Source organism: Pseudomonas sp. FG29, from assembly GCF_057809355.1.
Genome location: NZ_JBMDJU010000006.1, coordinates 81,514 through 108,502, shown reverse-complemented (window position 1 = coordinate 108,502; position 26,989 = coordinate 81,514). Strand labels below are relative to the sequence as shown.

The following is a 26,989-nucleotide window of genomic DNA, read 5'->3' as shown; positions in this document are numbered from 1 at the left end:
CTGCAACCGATGGTCGGCGAGATTCAGAAGGCGGCCTTAAGTACCCGTGAGACTGCCGACCGCGCGGCCAGCGTCGCCGCGGACATCAACGCCGGCATGCACCGCCAGCACCAGCAAGTGGAGCAAGCGGCCGTGGCGCTGCAGCAGATTCATGCCAGTGCTCAGGAGGTCGCCGGCAGCTCCACCCAGGCTGCCGATGCAGCACGGGCCGCCGACCAGGCCGGCCAGCAGGGTGTGCAGTCATTCGCCAAGACCACCGAAACCATCAACCAGCTCGATCAACGCCTCGAAGCTGCAATGCACAACGTGCAGGCGCTGGCTGGCAGCAGCGAGGATATCGGCCAGGTGCTCGACGTGATCTGCACCATCGCCGAGCAGACCAGCCTGCTCGCGCTCAACGCCGCCATCGAGGCGGCGCGAGCCGGCGATCAGGGACGTGGCTTCGCCGTGGTCGCCGACGAGGTGCGCCACCTGGCGGACAACACGCAAAACTCGGTGGGCAAGATCCGCCTGGTGGTGGAGAACCTGCAGCAGCTCAGTCGTGAAGTGGTCAACGGCATGCACCGCAGCCGTGAGCAGGCGCGCAACAGCGTCAGCCTGCTCGACGATACCCACACCGCCCTGCACACCATCGGCGAGGCGATCGGCGTGATCGACCGCATGAACCGACAGATCGCCGAGGCCTCGCAGGCGCAGAGCGCCGGGCTGGACGACGTGGCCCAGCGCGTCGACGGTATCCGCGCCATCAGCGCAACGCTCACCGCGCAAGTCGAGGCGTCGTCGCATATCGGCCGATCCCTGCATGACATGTCCATCCAGCAACAGCGTCTGGTGGAGCATTTCCGTACCTGACGCCGCGTACCCAGGAGCCATTTCATGAAACGTCTGCTCTATCCGCTGCTCCTCGCCGTCAGCCTGCAGGCACAGGCCCAGGACGTGATTCGCTTCTATAGCTGGAAGGATTACTTCGACCCCGCCGTGCTGCAGGACTTCGAGGCACGAACCGGCATTCGGGTCGACTACCAGGCCTACACCACCGCGCAGGAGCTGGATCAGGCACTGCGCAGCGGTGAGCCCTATGACCTGGTGGTGCCCAGCCACTTCATGCTCAGGGAACTGATCGACGAGCAGCGACTGAGCCGTATCGAGAGCCAACGCCTGCCCAGCTATGCCCGGCTCGATCCCTGGCTGCTGTCGATCCTCGCGGGTATCCCCCATGCCAATCAGTACAGCGTGCCCTACCTGTGGGGCTCCATGGGCATGGTGATCGACCAGGAGCGGGTGCAAGCGGCGTATGGTGCTGAAGCGCCGAACAGTTGGGCGCTGCTGTTCGACAGTACGAAATCGTCCAGGCTCAGCACGTGCGGCATCGGTCTGCCGGATGCGCCGGAAGAAGTCACCTCGCTGCTGCTCAACTATCAGGGACGGCGCTTGGCAGCCAGCAGCAACCGGCAGATCCAGCGCAGCGTACAGCGGCTGACGCCACTCGCCGCCCAGCTGCGCAACCTCGACAACTGGCCACACATCGAGGCCCTGGCCTCCGGCCAGTTGTGTCTGGCGATGACCTGGAGCGGACACGCCCTCAAGGCGATGCAACGCAATCCCAGGCTGACCTACCGCATCCCCCGTGAAGGCGCCCTCATCTATATCGATACCCTGGCCATCCCCAGCAATGCCAGCCACCCCGAGCTGGCCTACCAACTGATCGACTTCCTCATCGCCCCAGCCAATGCGGTGCGCAATGCCCGCACCACTCAGTTCTATGCCCCCCTGCCAAGCGATGCGGCGGAACTGCAGACGCTGATCCAGCACTCGCCATTGCAGGTACTCAGCGCAGAACAACGGCGTAGCAGCTACTTGCTGGAAAGCCTACTGCCCGCCCAGAAGCATGCCGTCGAGCAGGCCTGGAAAGGCTTCAGGGATGCAGCCCCCAAGCTGGCACAGCCATAAATCGACACGCTCATCGGGTCATTCTGCCGCTGCACACCCTCAGGTAGCGGCAAATTGACCGTCAGTCACAAAAAATTGACGCCATATTGCCAGCGAATATCAGGCTGTTAGTCTGCCCTGGACGCCGCGTTGCAGACCCCTTTGAACGGTACGCCTCAGCGGTTCCCCTCCATCCAGCCCTGGCATCACTGTCAGGTCGGCGAAATCGCCCCCGCTGCACGCCACGCCTTGCGACACGACGCACCGCGATAACGACACCCCACACTCAGCGACATGGCCCTATCGGCCAGGTCAGCTAAGGTCTTTCAAGGGTTGTCCGACAATCAGAAAGCACAAGGAATCGTCATGAATACCGTCAATCGCATGCTTCTGGATCTGAGTGTCCGTAAAAAACTACTCGGTGGCTTCGGCTTGATCCTCCTGATAACCCTCGCGACTGCCTGGATCGGCAACAGCAGTCTGAACAATACCCTCGACCGTATCGATAACCTGTTGGGGGTCAGTGAAATCGACACCCAATTGATGCGCGCACGCCAGCAGGAGAAGAACTACCTGCTACGCAACGACGAACACGCCATGCAGCAAGCATTGACCCTTTCCCAGCAGATAAGGGATCAGGCAGCCGAGAAAGAAGCCCTTCTGGTGCGCCCTGAAAACAAGACATTGATGCGTCAGATCCAGGAAGACGCCACTGGCTATCGCAGCGAACTGGAGCAATTGCAGGCCGCCGGCAAGGCCAGTAACGACGCACAAAAAGCCATGGAGGACTCCGCCCGCGCAGCGCTCAAACGCTTCACTGATCTGCAAAGTGAACTGAGCAAGCTGGCGCTCGAGCAGATCCGCATGAACGGCGATCAGGCCAGCATCGATACATTGGGACGAGCGAACCAGGCCAACGAGTTGGCCATGGAATTGCTCGAAGCACGGCGGCGCGAAAAGGATTTTCTGCTGCGGCAGGACGACCAGTACGCACAGTTGCTCGACGCTCACTTCAACTCGCTCGACAGCAAAGGTCGTGAACTGCTCGGCACCCTGCAAGACAGTGGCGCGCGCTCGGCGATGGAAGATGCCCTGCAGCAATTGGCCAGCTACCGCAGTAACTTCGGCCAGCTCAAGACCAGCATCGGTGAGCTGAATCAGAGCGAAAAGGACATGACCGACCGCGCTCGTGAGGTCGCATCTGCTTCGAGCCAGTCGCTGAAACTGCAACGCGAACTGCTGGCCAGCGACTCCAGCCATGCCAAGCAAACCCTGCTGATCGCGGCCATGGTCGCGTTCGTGCTGGGCGTGCTCTGCTCGCTGTTCATTACCCAGGCCATCGTCGGCCCGCTGCAGCGCGTGGTCGGCATTGCCCGCAAGGTCGCCGATGGCGATCTGACCGAGGACATCGCCAGCAACCGCCGCGACGAACTGGGCCAACTGATGCAGGCCATGCAGGCCATGACCCTCAGCCTGCGCGACCTGATCGGCAGGCTCGGCTCCGGCATCACCCAGCTGGCCACCGCCGCCGAGGAACTGTCGGCCGTGACCGCGCAGACCAGTGCCGGCGTTACCGAGCAGCGCATGGAAACCGAGCAAGTGGCGACTGCCATGAACCAGATGGCCGCCACCGTGCTGGATGTCGCGCGCAATGCCGAAAATGCGGCAGGCTCGGCTACCGAGGCGGAAGACCAGACCCGTGAAGGCGGCAAGATCGTGCAGTTGGCCATCACCCAGATCGAGCAACTAGCCCGCACGGTAGAGACCTCGGCCGAAGCCATCGGCCGGCTCAAGGGCGACAGCGCCAACATCGGCACCGTGCTGGACGTGATCAAGAGCATCGCCGAGCAGACCAACCTGTTGGCGCTCAACGCCGCCATCGAAGCGGCGCGTGCGGGCGAGGCCGGGCGCGGCTTCGCCGTGGTCGCCGACGAAGTACGCGCCCTGGCCAGGCGCACCCAGGAGTCCACGCAGCAGATCGAGCAACTGGTCGCTACATTGCAGAACGGCGCCGAAAGCGCAGTCGGTGTGATGGCGCAGAGCCGCAGCATGGCCGGTGACACCGTCGAGGCCGCGCGCCACGCCGGCACCGCGCTGACGCGGATCGACGAGGCAGTTTCACGCATCCAGCAGATGAACCAGCAGATCGCCACGGCATCGGAAGAGCAAAGCTCGGTCGCCGAGGAGATCAACCGCAGCATCTCCAATATCCGCGATATCGCCGAGCAATCGGCCGCCGCCAGCGAGGAAACCTCGGCAGCCAGCGTCGACCTGGCGCGTCTGGGCAGCGACCTGCAACTGCAGGTCAGCCGCTTCAAGGTCAGCTGAACGACCACCTGACCGCGCCGCCATGCTGCGCGGTCAGGCCTCGCCCCCAACAATCCGGCATCATCGCGACGCCTGGATCCCTCCTGATGAGTGAACGCTTGGCCACGAGCCAGGCAAGCGCGACCTTTTGCCTCGACAGCTAACGCTAATTGATCTTATTTAAATTACCTTAGCCTGCTAATCTTGGCGCCCCGCCCGCCCCGGATAGCTCTACCGATGTCGCCGTATCAGCGCTGCCTGCTCCCTTTTCTGGCCCTGTTCCTGGCCGCTTGCGATCAACAACCGCATTTCAGCGCAGCCGAACCGGGCGAAGCGCTGTCGGCTGGCGCCGCCACGGTACGCAAGTTCGACCACAACGCCTTCTCCCAGCCTTCGGCCAACCTGGCGCCGAGCCGCCGCCTGGACTTCTCGGTGGGCAACAGTTTCTTCCGCAACCCCTGGGTGCCGGCACCCGCCTCCACCACCGCGCGCGATGGTCTGGGCCCGCTGTTCAACACCAATGCCTGCCAGAACTGCCACATCAAGGACGGTCGCGGCCATCCGCCGGAAGCCGATGCCGCCAGCGCCGCCTCGATGCTGGTGCGCCTGTCCATTCCCGCCGGGGCCGATGACGCCGAGCGTCTGATCCATCAGGGCGTGATACCCGAACCCACCTACGGCGCCCAACTGCAGGACATGGCCAACCCCGGCATCGTCCCGGAAGGTAAGGTGCGCCTGCGTTACAGCAGCGTGCCGGTACGTTTTGCCGATGGCACCGAGGTGCAACTGCGCAAGCCGCAACTGGACATCAGCCAGCTCGGCTACGGCCCGATGCACCCGGACGTACGCGTCTCGGCACGCGTAGCACCGCCGATGATCGGTCTGGGCCTGCTCGAAGCCATCCCCGAGGCCGACATCCTGGCCCAAGCCGACCCCGACGATGCCAACGGCGATGGCATCTCCGGCCGCGCCAACCAGGTCTGGGATCGCGCCGAGCAGCGCACCGTGCTCGGCCGTTTCGGCTGGAAAGCCGGTCAGCCCAGCCTCAACCAGCAGAACGCCGAAGCCTTCGCCAACGACATGGGCCTGACCACCACCCTGATCGTCCATGACAACTGCACCGACGCGCAAAGCGATTGCCTGGCCGCCGTCAATGGCGGCGTGCCCGAGGTGAGCGACAACATCCTCGCCAGCGTACTGTTCTACAGCCGCAACCTGGGCGTGCCGGCGCGCCGCGATGTCGATGCGCCCGAGGTACTCAAGGGCAAGGGCCTGTTCCACCAGGCCGGCTGCCAGCAGTGCCATACACCGCGCTTCACCACCGCCGCCGATGCCGCCGAGCCGGAGCTGGCCAACCAGGTGATCCGCCCTTACACCGACCTGCTCCTGCATGACATGGGCGAAGGCCTGGCCGATGGCCGCGACGAGTTTCTCGCCACGGGCCGCGAATGGCGCACGCCACCGCTGTGGGGCATCGGCCTGACCCAGACGGTCAATGGCCATACCCAATTGCTGCATGACGGTCGCGCCCGCAATCTGCTGGAAGCCATACTCTGGCACGGCGGCGAGGCCGAAGCAGCCAAGCAGCAGGTGCTGAAATTCGATGCTGATGAGCGAGCAGCCCTGCTCGCCTTCCTCAATTCCCTATAAGGAGTCCGAGATGTTGCACAAGAGCCTGATCGCCTCCCTGCTTGGCCTGGCCCTGGTCGGCTGCGGCCAGCAGGATCCGGCCGCCAAGGTCACCGGCGCCCTCACCGACGGCGTGCTGCTGCCGGCCTATACCAGTTGGCAGGAAGCCGACCGCCAACTGGCCGAGCGCGCAGCGGCCTTCTGCGCCGGCAGCGCCGATCTGCCCGCCGCACGCCAGGCCTTCCTCGGCGCCATGAGCGCCTGGTCGGCGCTGCAACCGCTGATGCTCGGCCCCCTGGCCGAAGGCAACCGCGCCTGGCAGGTACAGTTCTGGCCGGACAAGAAGAACCTGGTGCAGCGCCAGGTCGAAGCACTGCTCAAGAGCAAGCCGCAGCTGACCCAGGCCGATCTGGCCAGCGCCAGCGTCGTGGTGCAGGGCCTGACCGCCTCCGAATACGTGCTGTTCGATGCCGATATCGACCTGACCCAGGACGAACAGAAAGCCCGCTACTGCCCCTTGCTGCAGGCCATCGGTCAGCATCAGCAGGCCCTGGCCGCCGACATCGTCGGCCAATGGCAAGCCGACAAGAGTGGCATGGCCGCGCAGCTCAAGAGCTTCCCCAACGAGCGCTACGCCGACTCCAAGGAAGCGGTGGCGGAATTGCTGCGCGTACAGGTCAGCGGCATCGACGGCCTGAAGAAGAAACTCGGTGCGCCGCTCGGCCGCCAGAGCAAGGGCATCCCGCAGCCGTACCAGGCCGAAGCCTGGCGCAGCAACGCCAGCCTGGCCAACCTCGGCTCGGCCCTGGCCAGCGCCGAACTGCTCTGGCACGGCAGCAACAAGGATGGCCTGCAGGCTCTGCTCGGCAGCGACCAGGCCGATCTGGCCAAGCGTATCGACGCCGCCTACCTCGACACCCGCCAGCGTCTAGCGGCCCTCGATCTGCCGCTGACCGAGCTGCTGGCCAACGAAGCCGGCCGCACTCAGCTGAGCGAGCTGTACGACAGCCTCAACCGCCTGCATCGCCTGCAGGAAAGCGACCTGGCCAAGGCCCTTGGCGTGCAGATCGGCTTCAACGCCCACGACGGGGACTAAGCCATGCAACGTAGAACCTTCCTCGGCCTCAGCGTCTTGCTCGGCATTGGCGCCACCGCAGGTGCATTCGGCGGCTGGACGCTGTTCGGCCCCGGCGGGCAACCGCTGCTGCTGTCCGCCCGTGATGGCGGCGACGGCCGCCACTACGCCGTGGGCTACCGCCTCGACGGCGAGCGCGCCTTCGCCACCCTGGTGACCGAGCGCTGCCACGACGTGGTGCCGCACCCAAGCCTGCCGATGGCACTTTTCGTCGGCCGCCGCCCGAGCACCGAAAGCTACCTGATCGACACCCGCGACGGTCGCCTGCTGCACACCCTGATATCGCCGCAAGGCCGTCACTTCAACGGCCATGCGGTGTTCCACAAGGAGGGTGAATGGCTGTACGCAACCGAGAACGACACCACCGAACCCGGTCGCGGCGTGCTCGGCACCTATCGCCTCAATGGTGAACGCCTGGAGCGCACCGGCGAGCACAGCACCCATGGCGTCGGCCCGCATCAATTGCTGTGGATGCCCGATGGCGAAACCCTGGTGGTGGCCAACGGCGGCATTCGCACCGAGGCTGAAAGCCGCGTCGATATGAACCTCAATGCCATGGAAGCCAGCCTGGTGCTGATGCAGCGCGACGGCAGCCTAGTCAGCCAGGAGCGCCTGGCCGACCAGCAGAACAGCATCCGCCACCTCACCGTCGCCCGCGACGGCACCGTGGTCAGCGGCCAGCAATACATGGGCGACATGCACGACCAGGTGCCCCTGCTGGCGATCAAACGCCCCGGCCAGCCCTACCAGCCCTTCCCTCTCGGCGAAGCACAGCGCGTAGTCATGAACCAGTACACCGCCAGCGTCGCCATCCACGACGACCTGCGCCTGCTGGCAATGACCGCCCCGCGCGGCAACCGTTTCTTCATCTGGGATCTGGACAGCGCCGCAGTACGCCTCGACGTGCCCCTGGCCGACTGCGCCGGTGTTGGCGCCGTGCATGACGGTTTCGTCGTCACCTCCGGCCAGGGCCGCTGCCGCCTGTACGACTGCCGCAGCGAACGCATCACCGCCAGCGCCCTGCAACTGCCGGCCGGCCTGTGGGACAACCACCTGCGCTTGGCCTGAGGCCCAAAGCCGGGAGCTCCCGGCTTTTCGTAGGAGCGGATTTATCCGCGAACGGGCTGGCACCGATGATCGCGGCTGAAGCCGCTCCTACCAGTCCTGTACACCGCGTGGTGTCAGACGAGAACAGCGAATCCAATCAGAACCATGCGTCCTGGGTGTCGCTGCGCTCTACCCAGGCTACAAGCTCCAAAACTACCCCTGATTGAGCCGTCGCCATTCCGATGCCACCTCTCCCATGGTCTTGGGATCGCCATTCCTGATCCAGGCCATGAACGCACGATCGAACTTGAAGCCGGGGCCACAGGAAGCGGTCAGGAACCGGCGCACATTCTGGGTATTTCGATAGTGCTCGGTCACCGGGGTTTCGGCAGTAATCAGGTCACTGTGCCAGTCAAAATCACTCATTGTTCGCTCCTTGATGTTCTGCAATCCGGGATGGTGAATACCAGGTAAGGCTACGCTCCAGGCGCTGAGTGTTCACTGCTCGGCGCGGATACGCCGTCCAGGTGCCGATCGACCTCGCTGGCGATACGCCCCAGCGCCAGCCAAACGGTGCGCTCTCGCTCGAAAGGCATGGGTGACAGCACAGGGATGCTCACCGGCTCCAGCCCAACCAGGATACTCCTGCGCTCATCCTTGGGCAGAATCGCGACATGTGCGAAGGATCGGGAGAAACCTTGCGACAGCACCAGGGTCTTGTCGCCGCCGCTGATCTGCTCGGGTACATCGGCTGGCGACTTGCTGCGCCAAGGCATGATGGAAAAGACCGGATCAATGCTCTGTTCCAGCTCGGCGAAGCCCACGAGCACCAGCCATGCTCTGCCCTGGCTGGGTAGTTCAAGCGCGAAGACGGAGCCAATCGGCGCGTTGGTACGAATCTTCTTTGGCTTTGGCGGCACAACCTCGATCGCCCTTGCCGGTGGCTGTGGTGCGGTCAATCGCGCCTCCAGCGTTGCCAGTACTCTGCGTCTCGCCGCGACATCCCCAGGCGCATCGCGCTCCCAGACGAACAGATCGCCACCGGCGTGTATGAGCGAGAGAGCGCTATCCTTCAGGGTCTCGTCGAGGCGACCGTACTGCCAGGCCGTGTCGGCCAAGGCAAAACGGACAAGGCAAGCAACGGCCTTATCGCCAAGCAGCTCAACGTAGCGCTCCAGAACTTTCTGGCAGGCGTCCTCATGGGATAACCCACTCTTGAGATGACGAACGTAGTCATCCCGTACGTCGCACGTCGTGTCATCGCTGTACAGCCCGGTGCCCCATGCGCTCATCTCAACTCCTGATGCTTTTCAATCTGTCGTGGCCTGCACAGCCTGGAGGTCAGCTTGCTTCGTCGTCAGGCTCAGGCGCCATGGGCTCGATCATCCACTCGCCACCGACATGAGTGCGCGTCGCTTGCCAACCGGGTTCGAGCCCAGCGAGTTCAGCCATCGACGGATCCACTTCAAGAATATGCCCCAGCCCGACGATGCACAGGTCGTCCAGCGCCTCGCTCTGGTTGTCGAGAAACTGCCAGCCATGATCATCCTCATCATGGGTGACCTGGAGTATGGGTTTGCGCTTTTCGATAACGCTTTTGGAGACGATGGTCGCGCAATTAGGCGGTTGGTCAAATGGCCACATAGAAACCTGAGCGGGTATGAGATGGTTAGGCTTCATTCAAGATTTCGACACCCGTCGTCGCAACCCCCTAGCGCGCGGCCAGAGCCTCAAACGCTCGCGAAAGAGACGTCATGCTTTGCGCCATGAGCTGACAACCGTGACGTTACCGGTGCAAGGCATGGGGTCGAACGAAGTGGTCAAAGGCCGTCATCTCGGCAGCCAATGCAGTAGCGTGATCCCCACTAAGGCCAACAGTTCGGCAGATCGGGGCATCTCGGTTCACCTGGCAGCGGTTGCGTGTGACAACGGCAATGGGCCGATGCTAGATGCTCCTCATGACACCCGCCATCTCGACTAACGCCATGCAAGCGATTCGTCACAGGACGGCAGCAATATGACGAGGGTCAGGCATGCTGAGGGCCAGCGGCAACCCGCCTGCAACATTTATGTCATCAAACTGTTATCCAATGCAGCAAGCGGCCATTAGTCCGGCTAAGACCTATACTTCCATGACCGGCACAAGTGCGTGCAGCAGTCGGCTCGGTGAAATGGATATCCACAACACGGACACCGTCCTTTCCTCCATTTCCATGGGTGCTTGCCATGTTGCAGAAATCGTTGCGCGCGCAAATCCTTTCCCTGCTCGGCGGCAGCCTTGCCCTGATCCTGATCACGGCCCTGGCCTGCTTCAGTTTCCTCTCCGGCGGCCTTCAGTCCTACCGTGGCCTGCTCGACGGCCCGGTGCAGGCAACGCGGCTGATCGACGCGGCCAATCTCGAATTCAAGATCCAGGTTCAGGAGTGGAAGAACGTACTGCTGCGTGGCAAGGACGACGCCAACCTGCAGCGCTACTGGAGCCAGTTCGAAGCGCAGGAGCAAAAGGTACAGGCCATCCTTGGCGAGCTGGCGCAGGCCGGCGGCGATGCGACGCTCAACGCTCAGGTCGAGCGCCTGCGCAGCGAACACCGTGACCTTGGCCAACGCTATCGCCAGGGACGTGACGCCTTCATCAAGGCCGGTGCCGATGCCCAGGCCGGTGATGAAGCGGTCAAGGGTATCGACCGCGCTGCCAGTGAACAGATGACGGCGCTGGTCGAACAGTTGCGCCAGCAAAGCCTCGATCAGGCCCAGCAGATCAATGCCAGCGCACAGCGAACCGTCATTACCGGCTCGCTGTTGATGCTCGCCGCCGCGCTGGTGATCGGCGTCTTCAGCCTGTGGCTGGTCAACCGCCACCTGATCATTCCCATCCGCCACCTGATCGGTCACGTCGACCAACTCAGCCACGGCCAGTTCGGCCAGCGCGTGGACAGCAGCAGGCAGGACGAACTGGGCTTGCTTGCACGCGCGGCCAATACCCTGCGCGACTTTCTCGCCAGCACCACCGAGCGACTGCATCGCAGCACGCATGACCTCGACGGTGCCAGCGGTGAACTCAACGCCATCGCCTCACGCATGACCGAAGGCGTCAGCGAGCAGTTCGAGCGCACCGATCAGGTCGCCACCGCCATGCACGAGATGTCCGCGACCGCCCAGGAGGTTGCACGGCACGCCGCCGATGCGGCCCATGCCGCCACCGACGCCGATGACTCGGCGCGTCAGGGCAGCGCGGTGATGCAATCGACCATCGCCACCATCACCGACATCCGTGGCGAAATCGCCAACACGGCCGAAGTGATCCGCCGCCTGGAAAGCGACAGCGGACGTATCGGCAAGGTGCTTGAGGTGATCCGTGGCATCGCCGAGCAAACCAACCTGCTGGCGCTCAACGCCGCCATCGAAGCCGCGCGGGCTGGCGATCAGGGACGGGGCTTTGCCGTGGTCGCGGATGAGGTGCGCCACCTGGCGCAACGCACCGCCCAGTCGACGGCCGAAATCAACCAGATCATCGACACCGTGCAGACCGGCGCGCTGAATGCCGTGCGCGCCATCGAGAGCGGCCAGCAACGCAGCGAACAAGGCGTGACTCAGGTGACTGAAGCTGGCGCCATGCTGCAGCGTATTACCGCGGCAGTGGAAGCGATTCGCGACATGAATCAGCAGATCGCCACCGCCGCCGAGGAGCAGACGTCGGTGGCCGAGGACATCTCGCGCAACCTGACCGAGCTGACGGCCATCGCCAGCGCCAACCAGGAAAACGTCGAACGTACCCAGGCCGCCAGTCTGAACCTGCGCGGGCTCTCCGGCGAACTGGGTGAAGTCACCCGCCGTCTTGGTTCGTGAAACACGCGACCGGCACGCCAACGTGCCGGTTTCATGGGGAAAATACCTTGTAAATGAGGAGTTTTGACTTCATCTGCGAGTAGCACTATCGTGCCCGATCCTGCCTATTCCAGGCTTGACCCCGCTCTGCCAAGGAACCGGAATATGTTGCTCCGCCGCATGCTGATCATGCTGGGTGCCGTCGTGCTCGTGGTACTCGCCCTCGCCGCCTACAAAGGCTTCTCCATCTATAAGCAGATTCAGATGTTCTCGGCGCCGCAGCCGGCCATCAGTATCTCGGCGGCCACTGCGGTCGAGCAGCCCTGGCAGGGGCGTCTGCCGGCCATCGGTACGCTCAAGGCCTACCAGGGCGTGGATCTGTCCGCCGAGGTCGAGGGTATCGTGCGCGAGGTGTTGTTCCAGTCGGGGCAGAAGGTCGAGCGTGGCCAGCCGCTGATCCAGCTCGACAGCGAAGTGGAGCGTGCCAGTCTGGCCACCGCCGAGGCCGAGCGCAGCCTGGCGCAGATCGAGTACGAGCGCGGGCGCAGCCTGGTCAGCCGTTCGAACATTTCCAAGAGCGAGTTCGACCGCCTGGCTTCGACACTGCAGAAGGCCACCGCCAGCGTCGCCCAGCTCAAGGCACAACTGGACAAGAAGCGCATCAATGCACCCTTCTCCGGCACCATCGGCATTCGCCAGGTCGACCCGGGCACCTACCTGTCGCCCGGCGCAGCCATCGCCACCCTGCAGGATCTGTCGCGGCTGAACGTCGACTTCTTCCTGCCCGAGCAGCAAGCCCCGCAACTGGCCGTCGGCCAAAGCGTGCAGATCAGCGTCGCCGCCTACCCTGGCGAGGCCTTCGAAGGGCGTATCAGCGCGATCAACCCCAAGGTGGAAAACGAGACCCGCAACCTGCAGGTACGCGCCACCCTGGCCAACCCCGACGAGAAACTGCTGCCGGGCATGTTCGCCAACCTGCAGGTCTTGCTGCCAGGCGACAACGCGCTGATTACCGTGCCAGAAACCGCCATCACCTACACCCTGTACGGCAACTCGGTGTACCTGATCACCGAGAAAAAGGACGACAAGGGCGAGCTGGTCAAGGACAGCGACGGCAAAGCGCAACTGGTGGTGGAGCGCCATTTCGTCACCACCGGCGAACGCCGTGACGGTCGCGTGGTGATCCTCAAGGGCCTGCAAGCCGGCCAGCAAGTGGTCACCTCCGGCCAGTTGAAGCTGGACAACGGGTCGCATGTGGCCATCGTCGACGATCCCGTGCAGCCCGACAGCACCTCGCCGAGCACCAACTGACCAGTACCCCGGCCACCGCCAGATCGGCGGCCAGGGGTGGCAACAGCCAAGGAAATCATCATGGCTTTCACCGATCCGTTCATCCGTCGCCCCGTGCTGGCTACCGTGGTCAGCCTGCTGATCGTCCTGCTCGGCATCCAGGCGTTCGGCAAGCTGGTCATCCGCCAGTACCCGCAGATGGAAAACGCCCTGATCACGGTCACCACCGCCTATCCGGGCGCCAACGCCGAGACCATCCAGGGTTACATCACCCAACCGCTGCAGCAGAGCCTGGCCAGCGCCGAAGGCATCGACTACATGACCTCGTCGAGCCAGCAGAACCTGTCCACCATCTCCATCTACGCGCGCATCGGCGCCAACAGCGACCGCCTGTTCACCGAGCTGCTGGCCAAGGCCAACGAGGTGAAGAACCAGTTGCCGCAGGACGCCGAAGACCCGGTGCTCTCCAAGGAAGCGGCCGACGCTTCGGCGCTGATGTACGTCAGCTTCTACAGCGACGAGCTGTCCAACCCGCAGATCACCGACTACCTGTCACGCGTCATCCAGCCCAAGCTGGCCACCCTGCCCGGTATGGCCGAGGCGCAGATCCTCGGTAACCAGGTGTTCGCCATGCGCCTGTGGCTGGATCCGGTGAAAATGGCCGCCTACGGCGTAACCGCCAGCGACCTCAACGACGCGGTGCGCAAGTACAACTTCCTCTCCGCCGCCGGCGAGGTGAAGGGCGAGTACGTGGTCACCAGCATCAACGCCAGCACCGACCTGAAATCCGCCGATGCCTTCGCCGCAATCCCGGTGAAGACGATGGGTGACAGCCGCGTGCTGGTGCGCGACATCGCCCGCGTGGAAATGGGCGCGGCCAACTACGACTCGATCAGTTCCTTCGATGGCGTGCCCTCGGTGTACATCGCCATCAAGGGTACGCCCAGCGCCAACCCGCTGGACGTGATCAAGAACGTGCGCGCGGCCCTGCCGGAACTGGAGGCGCAGCTGCCGCCGAACCTCAAGGTGGCCATCGCCTACGACGCCACCGAGTTCATCCAGGCGTCCATCGACGAAGTGGTGAAGACCCTCGGCGAAGCGGTGCTGATCGTCATCGTCGTGGTCTTTCTGTTCCTCGGCGCGTTCCGCTCGGTGTTGATCCCCGTGGTCACCATTCCGCTGTCGATGGTCGGCGTGCTGTTCTTCATGCAGTTGATGGGCTATTCGATCAACCTGCTGACTCTGCTGGCGATGGTGCTGGCCATCGGCCTGGTGGTGGACGATGCCATCGTCGTGGTGGAAAACATCCACCGCCATATCGAAGAGGGCAAGACGCCGTTCGACGCGGCCATCGAAGGCGCGCGCGAGATCGCCGTGCCGGTGATCTCGATGACCATCACCCTGGCCGCCGTGTACGCCCCCATCGGCTTCCTCGAAGGCCTGACCGGCGCCCTGTTCAAGGAATTCGCCCTGACCCTGGCCGGCGCGGTGATCATTTCCGGCATCGTCGCGCTGACCCTGTCACCGATGATGTGTGCCAAGCTGCTGCGCCACGAGGAAAACCCGTCGGGGCTGGCCCATCGCCTGGATCAGGTCTTCGACACGCTCAAGCGGCGCTACCAGAAGGCGCTGCACAGCACCCTCGACACCCGTCCGGTGGTGGTGGTGTTCGGCCTGATCGTGATGGCATTGATCCCGGCCCTGCTGTCGTTCTCCAAGAACGAGCTGGCACCGGATGAAGACCAGGGCATCGTGTTCATGATGACCCAGTCGCCACAGCCGACCAACCTGGACTACATCAACGCCTACACCGATCAGTTCGTGGAGATCTTCAAGACCTTCCCCGAGTACTACTCGTCGTTCCAGATCAACGGTTTCAACGGTGTGCAGTCGGGCATCGGCGGCTTCCTGCTGACCCCGTGGAACGAGCGCGAGCGCACCCAGATGGCGATCCTTCCCGAGGTGCAGGCCAAGCTCAACCAGATTCCGGGCCTGCAGGTCTTCGGCTTCAACCTGCCGTCGCTGCCGGGCACTGGCGAGGGTCTACCCTTCCAGTTCGTGATCAACACGCCGAACGACTACGAGTCGCTGCTGCAGGTGGCCCAGCGGGTCAAGGCGCGCGCGCAGGAGTCGGGCAAGTTCGCCTTCCTTGACATCGACCTGGCCTTCGACAAGCCGGAGGTCGTGGTCGACATCGACCGCGAGAAAGCCGCGCAGATGGGCGTATCGATGCAGGATCTGGGCACCACGCTGGCCAGCCTGCTCGGTGAGGGCGAAATCAACCGTTTCACCATCGACGGGCGCAGCTACAAGGTGATCGCCCAGGTGGAACGCGCCTACCGCGACAACCCGGGCTGGCTCGACAGCTACTACGTGCGCAGCGAGAACGGCCAGATGGTGCCGCTGGGTACGCTGATCCGCGTCAGCGACCGCGCCCGCCCGACCAAGCTCAATCAGTTCCAGCAGCTCAACTCGGTGATCATCCAGGGCGTGCCCATCGTCAGCATGGGCGAGGCGGTGGACACCATCACCCAGATCACCCGTGAGGAAGCGCCGCGCGGCTACAGCTACGACTACGCCGGCGCCTCGCGCCAGTATGTGCAGGAAGGCAGTGCGCTGTTCCTCACCTTCGGTCTGGCACTGGCGATCATCTTCCTGGTGCTGGCGGCACAGTTCGAGAGCTTCCGTGATCCACTGGTGATTCTGGTCACCGTGCCGCTGTCGATCTGCGGCGCGCTGATACCGATCTTCCTCGGCTTCTCGAGCATGAACATCTACACCCAGGTGGGTCTGGTAACGCTGATCGGCCTGATCAGCAAGCACGGCATCCTCATCGTCGAGTTCGCCAACCAACTGCGTCGCGAGAAGGGGCTGAGCGTGCGCGAAGCCATCGAGGAAGCCGCCTCCATCCGCTTGCGCCCGGTGCTGATGACCACTGCTGCGATGGTATTCGGCATGGTGCCGCTGATCCTCGCCACCGGTGCTGGTGCGGTGAGCCGTTTCGATATCGGCCTGGTGATCGCCACCGGCATGAGCGTCGGCACCGCCTTCACCCTGTTCGTCCTGCCCTGCGTGTACAGCTTGCTGGCCAAGCCGGATGCCGAAGCGCAACAACAGGCGCAGGTCACCCCCGCGCACTGATCGATCCTGTGGGAGGCGCTTCAGCGGCCTGAAGCCCCTCCCACAGCCCTCTTTATCGCCAGCCTCGATTCACGGAAACGACAGAAGGTCGCAATTAACCCTTGCTATTTATGTAATAGGAATTATTCTCAGTTACGTAATGACGGCCAAGGAGAACTGCCATGACCTACCTGATCGATGCCTGGCTGGATCGGCCACATCCCTACCTGCGCATCCTCAACCGCCAGACCGGCGAAGTCTGCGCCGTGCTGGAAGAAGACGCTCTGGACGAGCTGCGCGACCAGGGCGACCTGGATCTGCACGAACTCAGCTCGAGCGAACCCAGCGTGCTCAAGGAGCTGGTGCGCAGCCTGTTCCTGTTCTGCTATGCCCGGGCCTTGCGCCCGTCCTGAAACGCAACGGCCCCCTGCATGGCAGAGGGCCGTTCAATCGTAGGGTGGACGACGCTTCACCCGTCCACCGTCGCCGTGGTGGACAAAAACAGCGTTGTCCACCCTACGACTCACCTACGGATTTTGCTTACAGGATGTCGAGCAGCTCGACATCGAACACCAGCACACTGTGCGGCGGGATGCTGCCAACGCCCTGGGCGCCGTAGGCCAGCTCGCTCGGCACGTGCAGGCGCCATTTGCTGCCGGTGCCCATCAGTTGCAGCGCCTCGACCCAGCCCGGAATCACACCACCAACCGGAAATTCAGCCGGCTGGCCGCGCTCGTAGGAGCTGTCGAATACGGTGCCGTCGATCAGGGTGCCGTGGTAGTGGGTACGGACTTGATCATCGGCCGACGGCTTGGCGCCCTCGCCCGCTACCAGCACTTCGTACTGCAGGCCGGAAGCCAATACGGTGACGCCTTCGCGCTTGGCATTCTCGGCCAGGTAGGCACGGCCTTCGCCGGCAGCAGCTTCAGCCTTGGCCGCGGCCTCGGCCTGCATGACTTCGCGGATGACCTTGAAGCTGGCGCCCAGCTCAGCCTCGGAAACGCGGCTGGCCTGGCCGGTGAAGGCATCGGTCAGACCGGCGAGGATAGCGTTCAGATCGACACCCGGCGGCGGGTTGTCGCGCAGTTGACCACCGAGTTGGCGGCCGATGCCGTAGCTGACGCGGCCCTCGTCGGAGGACAGATCGGGACTGAAGGTGAATTCGGACATGAAAAGGCTCCGCTAGGGGCTGCAAAAAGGCCGGCCAGACTAGCACAGAAGCCGGGCGCGAGGTCACGGCAAGGTGCCAAGCCTGTCGCGGCTAAAGCCCCTCCCACAGCCGCAGGAGATGCACGCTCTGTGGCAGGCGCTTCAGCGGCGACAGTCTGGATCTATAGGGCGTTACGCCCTCGCCGACAACGCTCGGAGCAATAGCGCACCTCCTCCCAACAGCGCGCCCACTTCTTGCGCCAGGCGAAGGGCAGGCCGCAGACCAAGCAGGTCTTCACCGGCAACTGGCTCTTCTTCACAGTCTCTCCCCGGCATCGAGCCGTGCCAGCAAACGCTCGCCCCAATCCCACAACGCCTGCTGCTTGGCCTCGCTCATGCGCGCCAGGTTGCGGTAGACCATGCCGATACGCGGGTTGCGCTCCAGGCGCTCGCGGTGGCGCATCAGAAAATGCCAATACAGTGAGTTGAACGGACAGGCCGACTCGCCGGTGCTTTCACTCACCTTGTAACTGCAACCCTGGCAATGGTTGGACATGCGCTTGATGTACTGACCGCTGGCGCAATAGGGCTTGGAGCCCAGGTAACCGCCGTCGGCGTGCATCACCATGCCCAGGGTATTGGGCAGCTCGACCCAGTCGAAGGCATCCATGTACACGGCCAGGTACCAGTCGCAGATGGCCTTGGGCGCGATGCCGGCAAGCAGGGCGAAGTTGCCGGTAACCATCAGCCGCTGGATATGGTGCGCGTAGGCGTGCTCCAGGGTCTGACCGATGGCCTGGCGCATGCAGTTCATGCGCGTCCGGCCCGTCCAGTAGAACTCTGGCAGCGCCCGCGAATTGCCAAAGGTATTGCCCTCGGCATACTCCGGCATGCGCAGCCAGTAGATGCCGCGTACGTACTCGCGCCAGCCGATCAACTGGCGGATGAAGCCCTCGGCCGCGTTCAGCGGCACCTCGCCCGCGCGATAGGCCGCCTCGACATCGGCACACAGCCGGCGCATATCGAGCAGGCCGATGTTCAGCGCGGCGCTGATGCGTGAATGAAAAAGAAACGGCTCGTCATCGGCCATGGCGTCCTGGTAATCGCCGAAATCGGCCAGGCCATGAGCGAGGAAATGCTGCCACAGGCGTTCGGCCTGTGCGGTTGTCACCGGGTAATCGAAGCCGTCCAGAAGGCCGTAATGATCGACAAAACGCTGCGCGACCAGCTCCAGCACCTCGGCCGTGATGGCGTCCGGCTCAATACGCAACGGCGCCGGTGGCCGTACGCCCTTGGGCAAGGCCTTGCGGTTGTCGGCATCGAAGTTCCAGGCACCGCCGTCGGGGCTGCCATCCGGGTTCAGCAGCAGGCCGCTGGCGCGGCGCATCTCGCGGTAGAAGAACTCCATGCGCAATTGCTTGCGCCCCTGCGCCCAGGCGGCGAAGGCTTCACGCGAGCAGAGAAAGCGGGTGTCCGGGTGCCACTGGATCGCCACGCCGCAATGACGCAGCGCCTGTTCCAGGCGCCAGTCGCCACACTCGGTCAGGTGCACCTCGGCCGGGTTCAACTGCTGCGTCCAGCGCTGCAGTTCACCCGGCAGCGAGCCGCTGTTGGCAGGATCGTCCAGCTTCACGTAGTGCACCTGCAGGCCCTGCTCACGCAGAGCCTCGGCGAAATGGCGCATGGCGCTGAAGATCAGGGCGATCTTCTTCGGATGATGCGGCACATGGCTGGCCTCCTCCATCACCTCGGCCAGCAGCAGGTGATCGCGCGCGGGGTCGACATCGGCCAGGGCGCCGAGGCCCAGGCTGAGTTGGTCACCGAGAATCAGAATCAGACGGCGTACGTTCACAGCAGAGCGACCTCCATGTGCGGATAACGGCGCAGGTGGCCGAGCAGGATGTGGTAAGTATCGCGGTCGAAACCGCCCCGGCCTTCGGCCAGCAAGGCATTGGCCTGATCGAGGCATTCCACGCTGCCCAGGTAGTGCCACTGGTCGAGCACATGCCACTGCACGAGATCGTGCCGCGCGTCGCGCTCGACCAGGGCAACCGGCCCACGCCAGGGCCAGGCCTGGGTCTGCAGCCGTTCGGCGCCTTCGAGCAAACGCGCATCATGCGCCTGACGCGACTCCATGCCACAACAGGCGCCAGCGCAGCGACCCAGCTGGTAGGCGAAGCAGGCACCCTCGCCCTCCTCCAGCCCCAGCACCCGCAGGCACAGACGGCGCTCACGTGCCTGCTCCAGCAACCATTGCCGTGCGTGATGACGCGAGCAGAACAACCCCACATGCCGGGTACCCGGCAGCAACGCGCGATGCGGCAGCAGTTCATTGCGCCACTCACCGCCCGCCTCGCTCAGCGCCCAGGTCAGCAGTTCGCGCTGCTTGCGCAGGCGCCGGTTGTACAACGGCTGCAAGCGTTTGATTTCCGCCGACTCGAGCAACAGCGCGCCCAACTCGCCAGCGGTGGGTTGCACCTGCACATCACGGATCTGCTGCACCATGTGCAGGCTGCGCCGGTCACGGTGGTCGTTCTGGAAGTGCGACGTCACCCGCTGGCGCAGGTTGCGGCTCTTGCCCACGTACAGGTGGGCGCCGCTGTCGCCGAGGAAGTAGTAGACGCCCGGCCGCTCCGGCAGGCCGGCGAAACGCTCGCTGGGTAGCAAGGGTGGCCGAGCGGCGCTGCGCAGCTGACTGCTCAGCGCACTGGCCGGCACCTGTGCGAGCAGATGCCGGGCAAGGAGCAAGGTCGCCTCGGCATCGGGTACGGCGCGATGACGGAAGAAGCGGACGATGCCGAAATGCTCACAGAGCGCGTCGAAGCCCTGGTCGGCGATATCGGGCAATGCCGTTCTTGCCAGACGCAGGGTACAGAGCTGTACCGGACGCAGTGCTTTCCAGTCGGCCAAGGCACGGCGCAGGAAAGCCAGTGAGAAACGCAGGTTGTGCCCGACCAGCACGCGTCCTTTCAGCGCGGCGGCAATCGCCTCACCTGCAGCGTCGATGCCTGGCAGACCGCGCAACTCCAGAGGATGCAGCCCGGTCAGCGCCAGCAACTTGCTCGGCAAGGCCACGGGGGGCTCGAACAGCCAGTGCAGACGCGCCTCGACACTGCCCTGCGCGTCGACCTGGATGATTGCCAGTTCCCAGACGGCATCACGCAGCGGATGCGCCCCTGTGGTTTTCACCTCGACAACGGCCAGGGTACGACCTTGCAGCGCCCCGGCCGGGATGAACGCTGCCGTCACCAGCCGGAACGAAAGGCGATGGGCACGCGCAGGCTGTTGTCAGCCGAGGGCATGCCACACATTTCATCATGCACCGAGCTGTGCACCAGGAAGAACGGCAGCGTCGGCATTTCCTGCAGCACGTCGCGGGCGTGTTCGACCGAGCGTAGGTGCAAGGTACTGCCCTGCTCGTCACGCACCGGGTGGGCACGGCCCTCCATCCGCGCCTCGAGCAGGTAGATGCCACCCTCCAGGGAAATCAGGTTGAGTTCGTCGATGCGCCCAGCCAGGGCGTGCACAGAAAGATCGTACAGATTCATGGGTTCTCCTCGTCTCGCGCAAATTATACAAAAACCTCTACAAAGACAATTTTTGTACAAGATCGAGAAAGCACAAGGCCCAAATGAAAACCGCCCGTCCGTTTTCCAACGGCCGGGCGGTTCGGCAACACGGTGAGCGGATCAGTGATCGTGCTTGGTCAGCTTGTCCAGGTAACCCATTGCAAAAGCCGATCCAACGAAGGTCAGGTGGATGATGACGTACCACTGGAGGTACTTGAGGTCATAGTTCTTGGCATCCATGAACACTTTCAGCAGGTGGATGGAGGAAATCGCCACGATGGACGCCGCCACCTTCATTTTCAGCGAGCTGGAATCCATCTTGCCCAGCCAACTGAGCTTCTCAGTGTCATCATGGATATCCAGGCGCGAAACGAAGTTCTCGTAGCCCGAGAGCATCACCATCACCAACAAGCCGCCAACTAAGGCCATGTCGATCAACGACAGCAGCTTGAGGATTACATCCGCTTCAGCAAGGGAAAATATCTGCGGCAGGATGTGGTAAAGCTCCTGAAAGAATTTCAGAGAAAGCGCCAGAACCGCCAGCGACAGGCCGAAGTAGATGGGTGCCAGCAACCAGCGCGAGGCATACATCGCATTTTCGATAAAGCGTTCCATGAAGGTCTCACTGAGGGATCGGAAATGGCGGCGAGTATACCCAGCCACACCGGCCGCACAAAGCGCCGTACGGATTGTGGATAACCCCAGTGAAAACAGCCCGTATGCGCCAGGCCAGGCGCGCCCTCAGCTTTGCCCGTCGGTATCGGGGCGGAAGCGGTACTGGCCCGGATGGCGCCGCTGCGAGTCGTTCAGGCGGCGCAGCTCGGCCTGCAGGTGCAGGCTCCAGATCGGCGGCTCGGTGCATTCGGCATAGCCCTGCAACGCCAGGCTCTGGACGATGGCAGCCAGCACTTCTTCAGCGACGAGAGGCCCGAAGAACGGGCCTTGTGCCTTGATGGCCGAGGGCTGCGCGCCGGCCATGCCGGCTGCACAGATCAATGTCCAAAGCCCGCGATCACCTGCCAATGGCCTGATCACGCATTCGATACGGGTGACAAGCCCCAGACAGTGTCGGGTAAGGCAGAGGCTGCGCGACATGGCGGCGACCCTCGCGAAATTCAGCATCCAGCCTACACCCCGAGCGGCTGAGCTGGGAAGCCAAAGTTATCCACGAAAGCTGTGGATAACTCTGTTGATGACAGGTGAGCAAGCTGTCCGGTGCGCCTACCGCAGTGCCTGCACGGCGGTCGCGCAAGAACTGATCAGCTCGCCTCGCCGTCAGTCTTCTTGCGGCGTGGCGCACGGGCCGTCTTGCTCGCCTCGGCGGGGGGCGTTTCCTTTGGCTCAGCCGGCTTGCTCTCCTCTTCCAGGCCGATCGCGGCGATATCGCGCAGGCGCTCGACCACCCGAGCGTTGACGCTGCCCTTGGGGAAGCGCCCCTTCTCGTCCGGATGCCCGGCCGGCTCGCCGACCAGCAGGCTCAGCGCCTCGTCGACATGACGCACGGCATAGACGTTGAACTGGCCGGCACGCACCGCCTGCAGGACACGCTCGTCGAGCATCAGGTTGGCGACATTGGAGTGCGGGATGATCACCCCCTGCTCGCCGCTCAGGCCACGCGCCTCGCACAGGCGGAAGAAGCCTTCGATCTTCTCGTTGACCCCGCCGACCGCCTGCACCTCGCCGAACTGGTTGATCGAGCCGGTGATGGCGAAGCACTGCTTGAGCGGCGTGCGCGACAGTGCCGAGATCAGCGTGCACACCTCACCCAGCGAGGCGCTGTCGCCATCGACATAACCGTAGGACTGCTCCAGGGCGATGCTCGCGGAAATCTCCAGGGGGAATTCCTGGGCGTAGCGGCTGCCGAGGAAGCCGGTGAGGATCATCACGCCCTTGGAGTGGATCGACTGGCCGAGGCTGACCTCGCGCTCGATGTCGACGATGCCGCTGCCGCCCGGGTAAACGGTGGCGGAAATCCGCGCAGGAACGCCAAAGGCCGAGTCGCCCACTTCCAGCACGGTCAGGCCATTGCACTTGCCGACAGCGGCGCCACTGGTGTCGATGAGGATGATGCCAGCCAGCATGTCGTCGATGATCCGCGCCGAGACACGCCCGGTGCGGGTCGCCTTGGCCTTGAGCGCACGCTCGATATGACCGACGTCGGTAAGGGCCTCACCCGCCAGTTGACGGATGAAGTCCGCTTCGCTGACCAGTTGGAACAGGTCGCCGATACGTGCCGACAAGCGCCCCTGATGTTCGGCCAGGCGTGCGCTGTAGGTGGCCAGGCGCGCCACGGCGGCACCGGTGAGCGGCGCCATGCCCTCTTCCGAGGTGCGCGTCTTCATCAACTGGGCGAACTGCTCCAGGCTCTCGTCAGCGAGCGGAATGTCCTCGTCGAAGTCGACCAGCACACGGAACATTTCCTGGAAGTCCGGATCGGCATCCTGCAGTGCGTAGTAGAGCTGACGCGAGCCAATGATGATGACCTTCAGTTGCAGCGGGATGACCTGCGGATTGAGGGTCACCGTGGCGATGCGGCCGAGATCGCCCAGCGGCGACTCCATCTTCAACTGGCGCGAATGCAGGGCGCGCTTCAGCGCTTCCCAGACGAAAGGCTCGCCGAGCAGTTTTTCCGCCTCGACCACCAGGTAGCCGCCATTGGCGCGGTGCAACGCACCCGGGCGCAGTTGGCGATAACTGGTGTACAGCGCGCCCTGGTCAGAGTTGTACTCGATGCGGCCAAACAGGTTGTCATAGGTCGGGTGCGGCTCGAACACCACCGGCGCACCGCCGTTGGCGTGATGACCAACCACCAGGCTCGGGCAGTAGATTTCCTCGAGCAGCTTGCGCAGTTGCGGGTCGGCCTTGTCGACGTCCACCAGTTGCTCGACCACGGTTTTCAGCAGGTTGACCTGCACGGCCTGCAGATAGGCGCAAACGCCGGCGTTCTCCGCGTATTTTTCCGACAGCGGCGCCAGCAGCGGCTGCAGGGCGACGGTGATGGTCTCCTCGTTGAGCTGACGCAACTGGTTGCTCGACTCGCGCTTCCACAGCGGCAGGCTGGCCAGTTCCTCGTTGAGGCGCTCTTCCAGCGCGGCGATATCGGCGTGAAAACGCTCGCGCTCGGCCTCCGGCAACTGCGCGAACTCGGCTTCATCCAGCGCCTTGCCGTCGGCCATCGGGGTGAAGGCGATGTTGGTGCTGTCGCGGTACAGGGCAATGCCCTTCTCCAGCGACAGACGCTCGATCACGTCCAGCGCCTGGTCATAGCGTTTGTTGAAGGTGCGGTCGATGGCACTCTTCTTCTGCTGGTAGGTCGGCGTCTCGAACACCGCCGGGAAGGTGGCCAGCAGGTTGTCGATCAACTGGCTGACATCGGCGATGAAGGCCGTTGCCGTGCCGGCCGGCAGCTCCAGCGCGCGCGGCTCGCGCGGCTCGTCGAAGTGATTGACGTAGACACGGTCGGCCGGCGTCTCCATGCGCTTGGCCTCGGCCTTGAGGTAGCGCTGCACGAAGGAGAAACGCCCGGTGCCGGGCTCGCCCATGACGAATACGTTGTAACCGGGGCGCGGCATGGCCACGCCGAACTGCAGCGCCTCGACGGCGCGCGACTGGCCCAGCACGCCGCGGAAGGGTTCGAGTTCATCGGTGCTGGTGAAGTTGAACTGCTCAGGAGCGAAGGGGCGGGTCAGTGACTCGGGGGCAAGGCGCAAAGCATCGAGGCTACGCTTGGACATTGGCAATCCTTATAGCGAGCGGAAAGTTCCGCAAAAACATGGGGTGATTCTGGGCCTGTGGTGCAATGGCGATCAAGGTTTGATTCACGGCAATGCACAAAAACGGGGCTGGGATAATCTGCCAGACGATCCGCCATCGAGCCTGCACCCACGACAGGCAGCCCCAGCGCCAGGAGACTTGCCTATGAGTGCCTTTCAGGAAATCGCCGCCCTGCTCAGCCTGTCGGCCGTGCTGGGCATGCTCGCCGTGAGGTTGCGCCAGCCTCTGATCATCGCCTACATCCTGGTGGGCATTCTCGCCGGGCCGGCGGTAATGAACCTGGCCGGTGATCACAGCTCGATCAGCCTGCTGGCGGAAATCGGCATCACCGTGCTGCTGTTCGTCGTCGGCCTCAAGCTGGACATGCACCTGGTGCGCACCCTGGGCGCCGTCGCCCTGGCCACCGGCCTCGGCCAGTTGAGCTTCACCATCCTCGCCGGGCTGGCGTTGTGTCGCCTGCTGGGCCTGGACTGGATGAGCGCCGGCTATGTAGCGGTGGCCCTGACCTTTTCCAGCACCATCATCATCGTCAAGCTGCTGTCGGACAAAGGCGAGATCGACTCCCTGCATGGGCGCATCGCCATGGGTTTTCTCATCGTGCAGGACATCGCCGTGGTGCTGGCGATGCTGATGATCAGCCTGTACCAGCCGGCCAATGGCAAGCCCGGCTTATCACCCCTGACGCTGATTGGCGCCCTGCTGGCCAGCTTGGCGCTGCTCTACCTGCTGGTGCGCTTCGCCCTGCCGCGCCTGCTGGCGCCGATGGCCCGCTCGCCGGAGTTGCTGATGCTGGTGGCGGTGGCCTGGGGCACGCTGCTGGCCGGCGGCGCCGAGGCGCTGGGCCTGTCCAAGGAGCTGGGGGCCTTCATCGCCGGCTTCTGCCTGGCTTCCACGCCGCTGCGCGAGGCCATCGCCAGCCGCCTGAGCAGCCTGCGCGACTTTCTCCTGCTGTTCTTCTTCCTGCACCTGGGCATTCAACTGGATTTCTCCTACCTGCATCAGCAGATCGGTAGCGCCGTGCTGCTGTCGCTGTTCGTGCTGATCGGCAATCCGTTGATCGTAATGGCCATCATGGGTGCGATGGGTTACCGCAAACGCACCGGCTTCATGGCCGGGCTGACGGTGGCGCAGATCAGCGAGTTCTCCATCATCTTCGTCGCCATGGGCATCAGCCTGGGCCACGTTGGCGGCGCAGCACTGGGGCTGACCACCCTGGTGGGGATCATCACCATCACCCTGTCCACCTACATGATTCTCTACTCGCAGCCACTGTTCGAGCGCCTTTCGCCCTGGCTCGGCATCTTCGAGCGGCGTGTCGCCCACCGCGAGAATGCCGAGGACAATGCACCCGACCAGACCCAGCCGGAAGTCATCGTCTATGGCCTGGGGCGCTATGGCCGCCAGCTGGCCCATCGCCTGCAAGACGGCGGCCTGCGCGTTCTCGGTGTGGACTTCGACCCACAGGCGCTGGCCAACGCTCGCCAGGCGGGGCTGAGCGTGTGCTACGGGGATGCCGAGGATGGCGACTTCATCGCCCACCTGCCCCTGCAGCAGGCCCGCGCCCTGGTCAGCACCATTCCGCAACGCGAAGTGAATGCCTTGCTGCTACGCGCCGCGCGCCATGCCGGTTTCCGTGGCAGCGTGACCCTCAGCGCGTTCCGCGAAGGCGACCTGGAGGCCTTCACTCGGGCGGGCGCCGCCAGCGTTCTGCAGCCATACATCGATGCCGCCGATTCCGCAGCGCGCCGCCTGCTGGAAGAAGTCGAGCAACCGCTCAGTTGAACTCGGCACACCCCTGGCAGTACTCGGCAGCCGGCATGGCGGCCAGGCGCGCCGCCTCGATCGGCTCGCCGCAGCACAGGCATTCGCCATAGCGTCCCTCGGCCAGGCGCTGTTGCGCCTGACGCACCAGCAGAAGGCCGTGTTCGGCCTCGGCCAGCAGGGCCTCCAGTACTTCATCATTCTGCCGCTGCTGCGCCTGCTCGGCGAAATCCGCCGAGTGACTGCGCGCCAGGTCACGGCGAATCGCCTCGGCACGGGTCGCGTAATCATCCAGCATGGCATCCAGCACATCACGGTGGCTCATGAACAATCTCCCTGAGTACGAAGAACCCGCAGTGTGCGACGCCCAACATTAACCATCACTGACGCCCGTCAGTACTTGCACGAAAGGCTTTTCTCTGCTGCCTTGACACTCATCGCGCACCTGGCCAAA

General features: G+C 63.9%; 23 protein-coding genes. 11 read left to right on the top strand and 12 right to left on the bottom strand.

Annotated elements, in window-relative coordinates; all coding sequences use genetic code 11:
- The first annotated feature begins 9 nt into the window (after nucleotides 1-9).
- The 6 genes from ACODS1_RS09325 (at nucleotide 10) to ACODS1_RS09300 (ending at nucleotide 8,068) form a co-directional block, all read left to right on the top strand.
- Nucleotides 10-852, top strand: a complete 843-nt coding sequence (locus ACODS1_RS09325; RefSeq protein WP_489085494.1) for a methyl-accepting chemotaxis protein — start codon at nucleotides 10-12, stop codon at nucleotides 850-852.
- Between the two features lie 24 nt (nucleotides 853-876).
- A complete protein-coding gene (locus tag ACODS1_RS09320) occupies nucleotides 877-1,950 on the top strand; it encodes an extracellular solute-binding protein (protein WP_489085416.1) in 1,074 nt (357 codons plus the stop codon).
- Nucleotides 1,951-2,295: 345 nt separating this feature from the next.
- On the top strand, nucleotides 2,296-4,257 hold the full coding sequence (locus ACODS1_RS09315) for a methyl-accepting chemotaxis protein (protein WP_489085415.1): 1,962 nt from the start codon (nucleotides 2,296-2,298) through the stop codon (nucleotides 4,255-4,257).
- A gap of 216 nt (nucleotides 4,258-4,473) precedes the next feature.
- Entirely contained in the window at nucleotides 4,474-5,886 is a 1,413-nt protein-coding gene (locus ACODS1_RS09310) for a di-heme oxidoreductase family protein (protein WP_489085414.1), read from the top strand.
- A 10-nt stretch (nucleotides 5,887-5,896) separates the two neighbouring features.
- Nucleotides 5,897-6,961: an imelysin family protein gene (locus ACODS1_RS09305; protein WP_489085413.1), complete on the top strand. Its 1,065-nt coding sequence runs from the start codon at nucleotides 5,897-5,899 to the stop codon at nucleotides 6,959-6,961.
- Between the two features lie 3 nt (nucleotides 6,962-6,964).
- Entirely contained in the window at nucleotides 6,965-8,068 is a 1,104-nt protein-coding gene (locus ACODS1_RS09300) for a DUF1513 domain-containing protein (protein ID WP_489085412.1), read from the top strand.
- 192 nt (nucleotides 8,069-8,260) lie between these two features.
- Here the strand turns inward: ACODS1_RS09300 and ACODS1_RS09295 are convergent, their stop codons facing one another.
- From ACODS1_RS09295 to ACODS1_RS09285, 3 genes are read right to left on the bottom strand one after another with little or no spacing between them, the layout of a single operon-like run.
- Nucleotides 8,261-8,473: a DUF6434 domain-containing protein gene (locus ACODS1_RS09295; RefSeq protein ID WP_489085411.1), complete on the bottom strand. Its 213-nt coding sequence runs from the start codon at nucleotides 8,471-8,473 to the stop codon at nucleotides 8,261-8,263.
- A 50-nt stretch (nucleotides 8,474-8,523) separates the two neighbouring features.
- Nucleotides 8,524-9,339 (bottom strand): hypothetical protein, encoded by an 816-nt coding sequence (locus ACODS1_RS09290; RefSeq protein WP_489085410.1) that lies wholly within the window; start codon nucleotides 9,337-9,339, stop codon nucleotides 8,524-8,526.
- Nucleotides 9,340-9,388: 49 nt separating this feature from the next.
- A complete protein-coding gene (locus ACODS1_RS09285) occupies nucleotides 9,389-9,691 on the bottom strand; it encodes a hypothetical protein (protein ID WP_489085409.1) in 303 nt (100 codons plus the stop codon).
- Between the two features lie 582 nt (nucleotides 9,692-10,273).
- Here ACODS1_RS09285 and ACODS1_RS09280 point away from each other — a divergent pair.
- The 4 genes from ACODS1_RS09280 to ACODS1_RS09265 all read left to right on the top strand — a co-directional run bounded on the left by ACODS1_RS09280 (nucleotide 10,274) and on the right by ACODS1_RS09265 (nucleotide 16,695).
- The gene (locus ACODS1_RS09280; protein ID WP_489085408.1) at nucleotides 10,274-11,893 is read left to right on the top strand and encodes a methyl-accepting chemotaxis protein; all 1,620 of its coding nucleotides are present in this window, start codon (nucleotides 10,274-10,276) and stop codon (nucleotides 11,891-11,893) included.
- Between the two features lie 144 nt (nucleotides 11,894-12,037).
- The gene (locus ACODS1_RS09275) at nucleotides 12,038-13,183 is read left to right on the top strand and encodes an efflux RND transporter periplasmic adaptor subunit (protein WP_489085407.1); all 1,146 of its coding nucleotides are present in this window, start codon (nucleotides 12,038-12,040) and stop codon (nucleotides 13,181-13,183) included.
- 60 nt (nucleotides 13,184-13,243) lie between these two features.
- Nucleotides 13,244-16,303: a multidrug efflux RND transporter permease subunit gene (locus tag ACODS1_RS09270; RefSeq protein WP_489085406.1), complete on the top strand. Its 3,060-nt coding sequence runs from the start codon at nucleotides 13,244-13,246 to the stop codon at nucleotides 16,301-16,303.
- Between the two features lie 161 nt (nucleotides 16,304-16,464).
- Entirely contained in the window at nucleotides 16,465-16,695 is a 231-nt protein-coding gene (locus ACODS1_RS09265) for a PA4570 family protein (RefSeq protein WP_322981350.1), read from the top strand.
- Nucleotides 16,696-16,822: 127 nt separating this feature from the next.
- Here the strand turns inward: ACODS1_RS09265 and bamJ are convergent, their stop codons facing one another.
- The 8 genes from bamJ to ACODS1_RS09225 form a co-directional block, all read right to left on the bottom strand.
- Nucleotides 16,823-17,452 carry a BamJ family beta-barrel-assembly machinery protein gene (gene bamJ, locus ACODS1_RS09260; RefSeq protein WP_489085405.1) on the bottom strand — a complete coding sequence of 210 codons (630 nt, stop codon included), beginning with the start codon at nucleotides 17,450-17,452 and terminating at the stop codon, nucleotides 16,823-16,825.
- Nucleotides 17,453-17,613: 161 nt separating this feature from the next.
- Entirely contained in the window at nucleotides 17,614-17,751 is a 138-nt protein-coding gene (locus ACODS1_RS09255) for a DUF2256 domain-containing protein (protein WP_489085404.1), read from the bottom strand.
- Nucleotides 17,748-19,283, bottom strand: a complete 1,536-nt coding sequence (locus tag ACODS1_RS09250; RefSeq protein WP_489085403.1) for a cryptochrome/photolyase family protein — start codon at nucleotides 19,281-19,283, stop codon at nucleotides 17,748-17,750. The genes ACODS1_RS09255 and ACODS1_RS09250 overlap by 4 nt, the downstream gene beginning before the upstream one ends.
- Nucleotides 19,280-20,680: a 3'-5' exonuclease family protein gene (locus tag ACODS1_RS09245; RefSeq protein ID WP_489085402.1), complete on the bottom strand. Its 1,401-nt coding sequence runs from the start codon at nucleotides 20,678-20,680 to the stop codon at nucleotides 19,280-19,282. Before ACODS1_RS09245 ends, ACODS1_RS09250 begins: the two co-directional genes overlap by 4 nt.
- A complete protein-coding gene (locus ACODS1_RS09240; RefSeq protein ID WP_322981346.1) occupies nucleotides 20,677-20,979 on the bottom strand; it encodes a DUF6482 family protein in 303 nt (100 codons plus the stop codon). Before ACODS1_RS09240 ends, ACODS1_RS09245 begins: the two co-directional genes overlap by 4 nt.
- Before the next feature lie 141 nt (nucleotides 20,980-21,120).
- Complete coding sequence (locus ACODS1_RS09235) at nucleotides 21,121-21,615, bottom strand: TIGR00645 family protein (RefSeq protein ID WP_322981345.1); 495 nt, start codon at nucleotides 21,613-21,615, stop codon at nucleotides 21,121-21,123.
- 126 nt (nucleotides 21,616-21,741) lie between these two features.
- A complete protein-coding gene (locus tag ACODS1_RS09230; protein ID WP_322981344.1) occupies nucleotides 21,742-22,095 on the bottom strand; it encodes a PA4575 family protein in 354 nt (117 codons plus the stop codon).
- Nucleotides 22,096-22,259: 164 nt separating this feature from the next.
- Nucleotides 22,260-24,734, bottom strand: a complete 2,475-nt coding sequence (locus ACODS1_RS09225; RefSeq protein ID WP_489085401.1) for a Lon protease family protein — start codon at nucleotides 24,732-24,734, stop codon at nucleotides 22,260-22,262.
- Nucleotides 24,735-24,918: 184 nt separating this feature from the next.
- Between ACODS1_RS09225 and ACODS1_RS09220 the strand changes: the two genes are divergently transcribed.
- Entirely contained in the window at nucleotides 24,919-26,556 is a 1,638-nt protein-coding gene (locus tag ACODS1_RS09220) for a cation:proton antiporter (protein ID WP_489085400.1), read from the top strand.
- Here the strand turns inward: ACODS1_RS09220 and ACODS1_RS09215 are convergent.
- Complete coding sequence (locus ACODS1_RS09215; protein WP_489085399.1) at nucleotides 26,549-26,860, bottom strand: TraR/DksA C4-type zinc finger protein; 312 nt, start codon at nucleotides 26,858-26,860, stop codon at nucleotides 26,549-26,551. The genes ACODS1_RS09220 and ACODS1_RS09215 overlap by 8 nt on opposite strands.
- Nucleotides 26,861-26,989 lie beyond the last annotated feature (129 nt).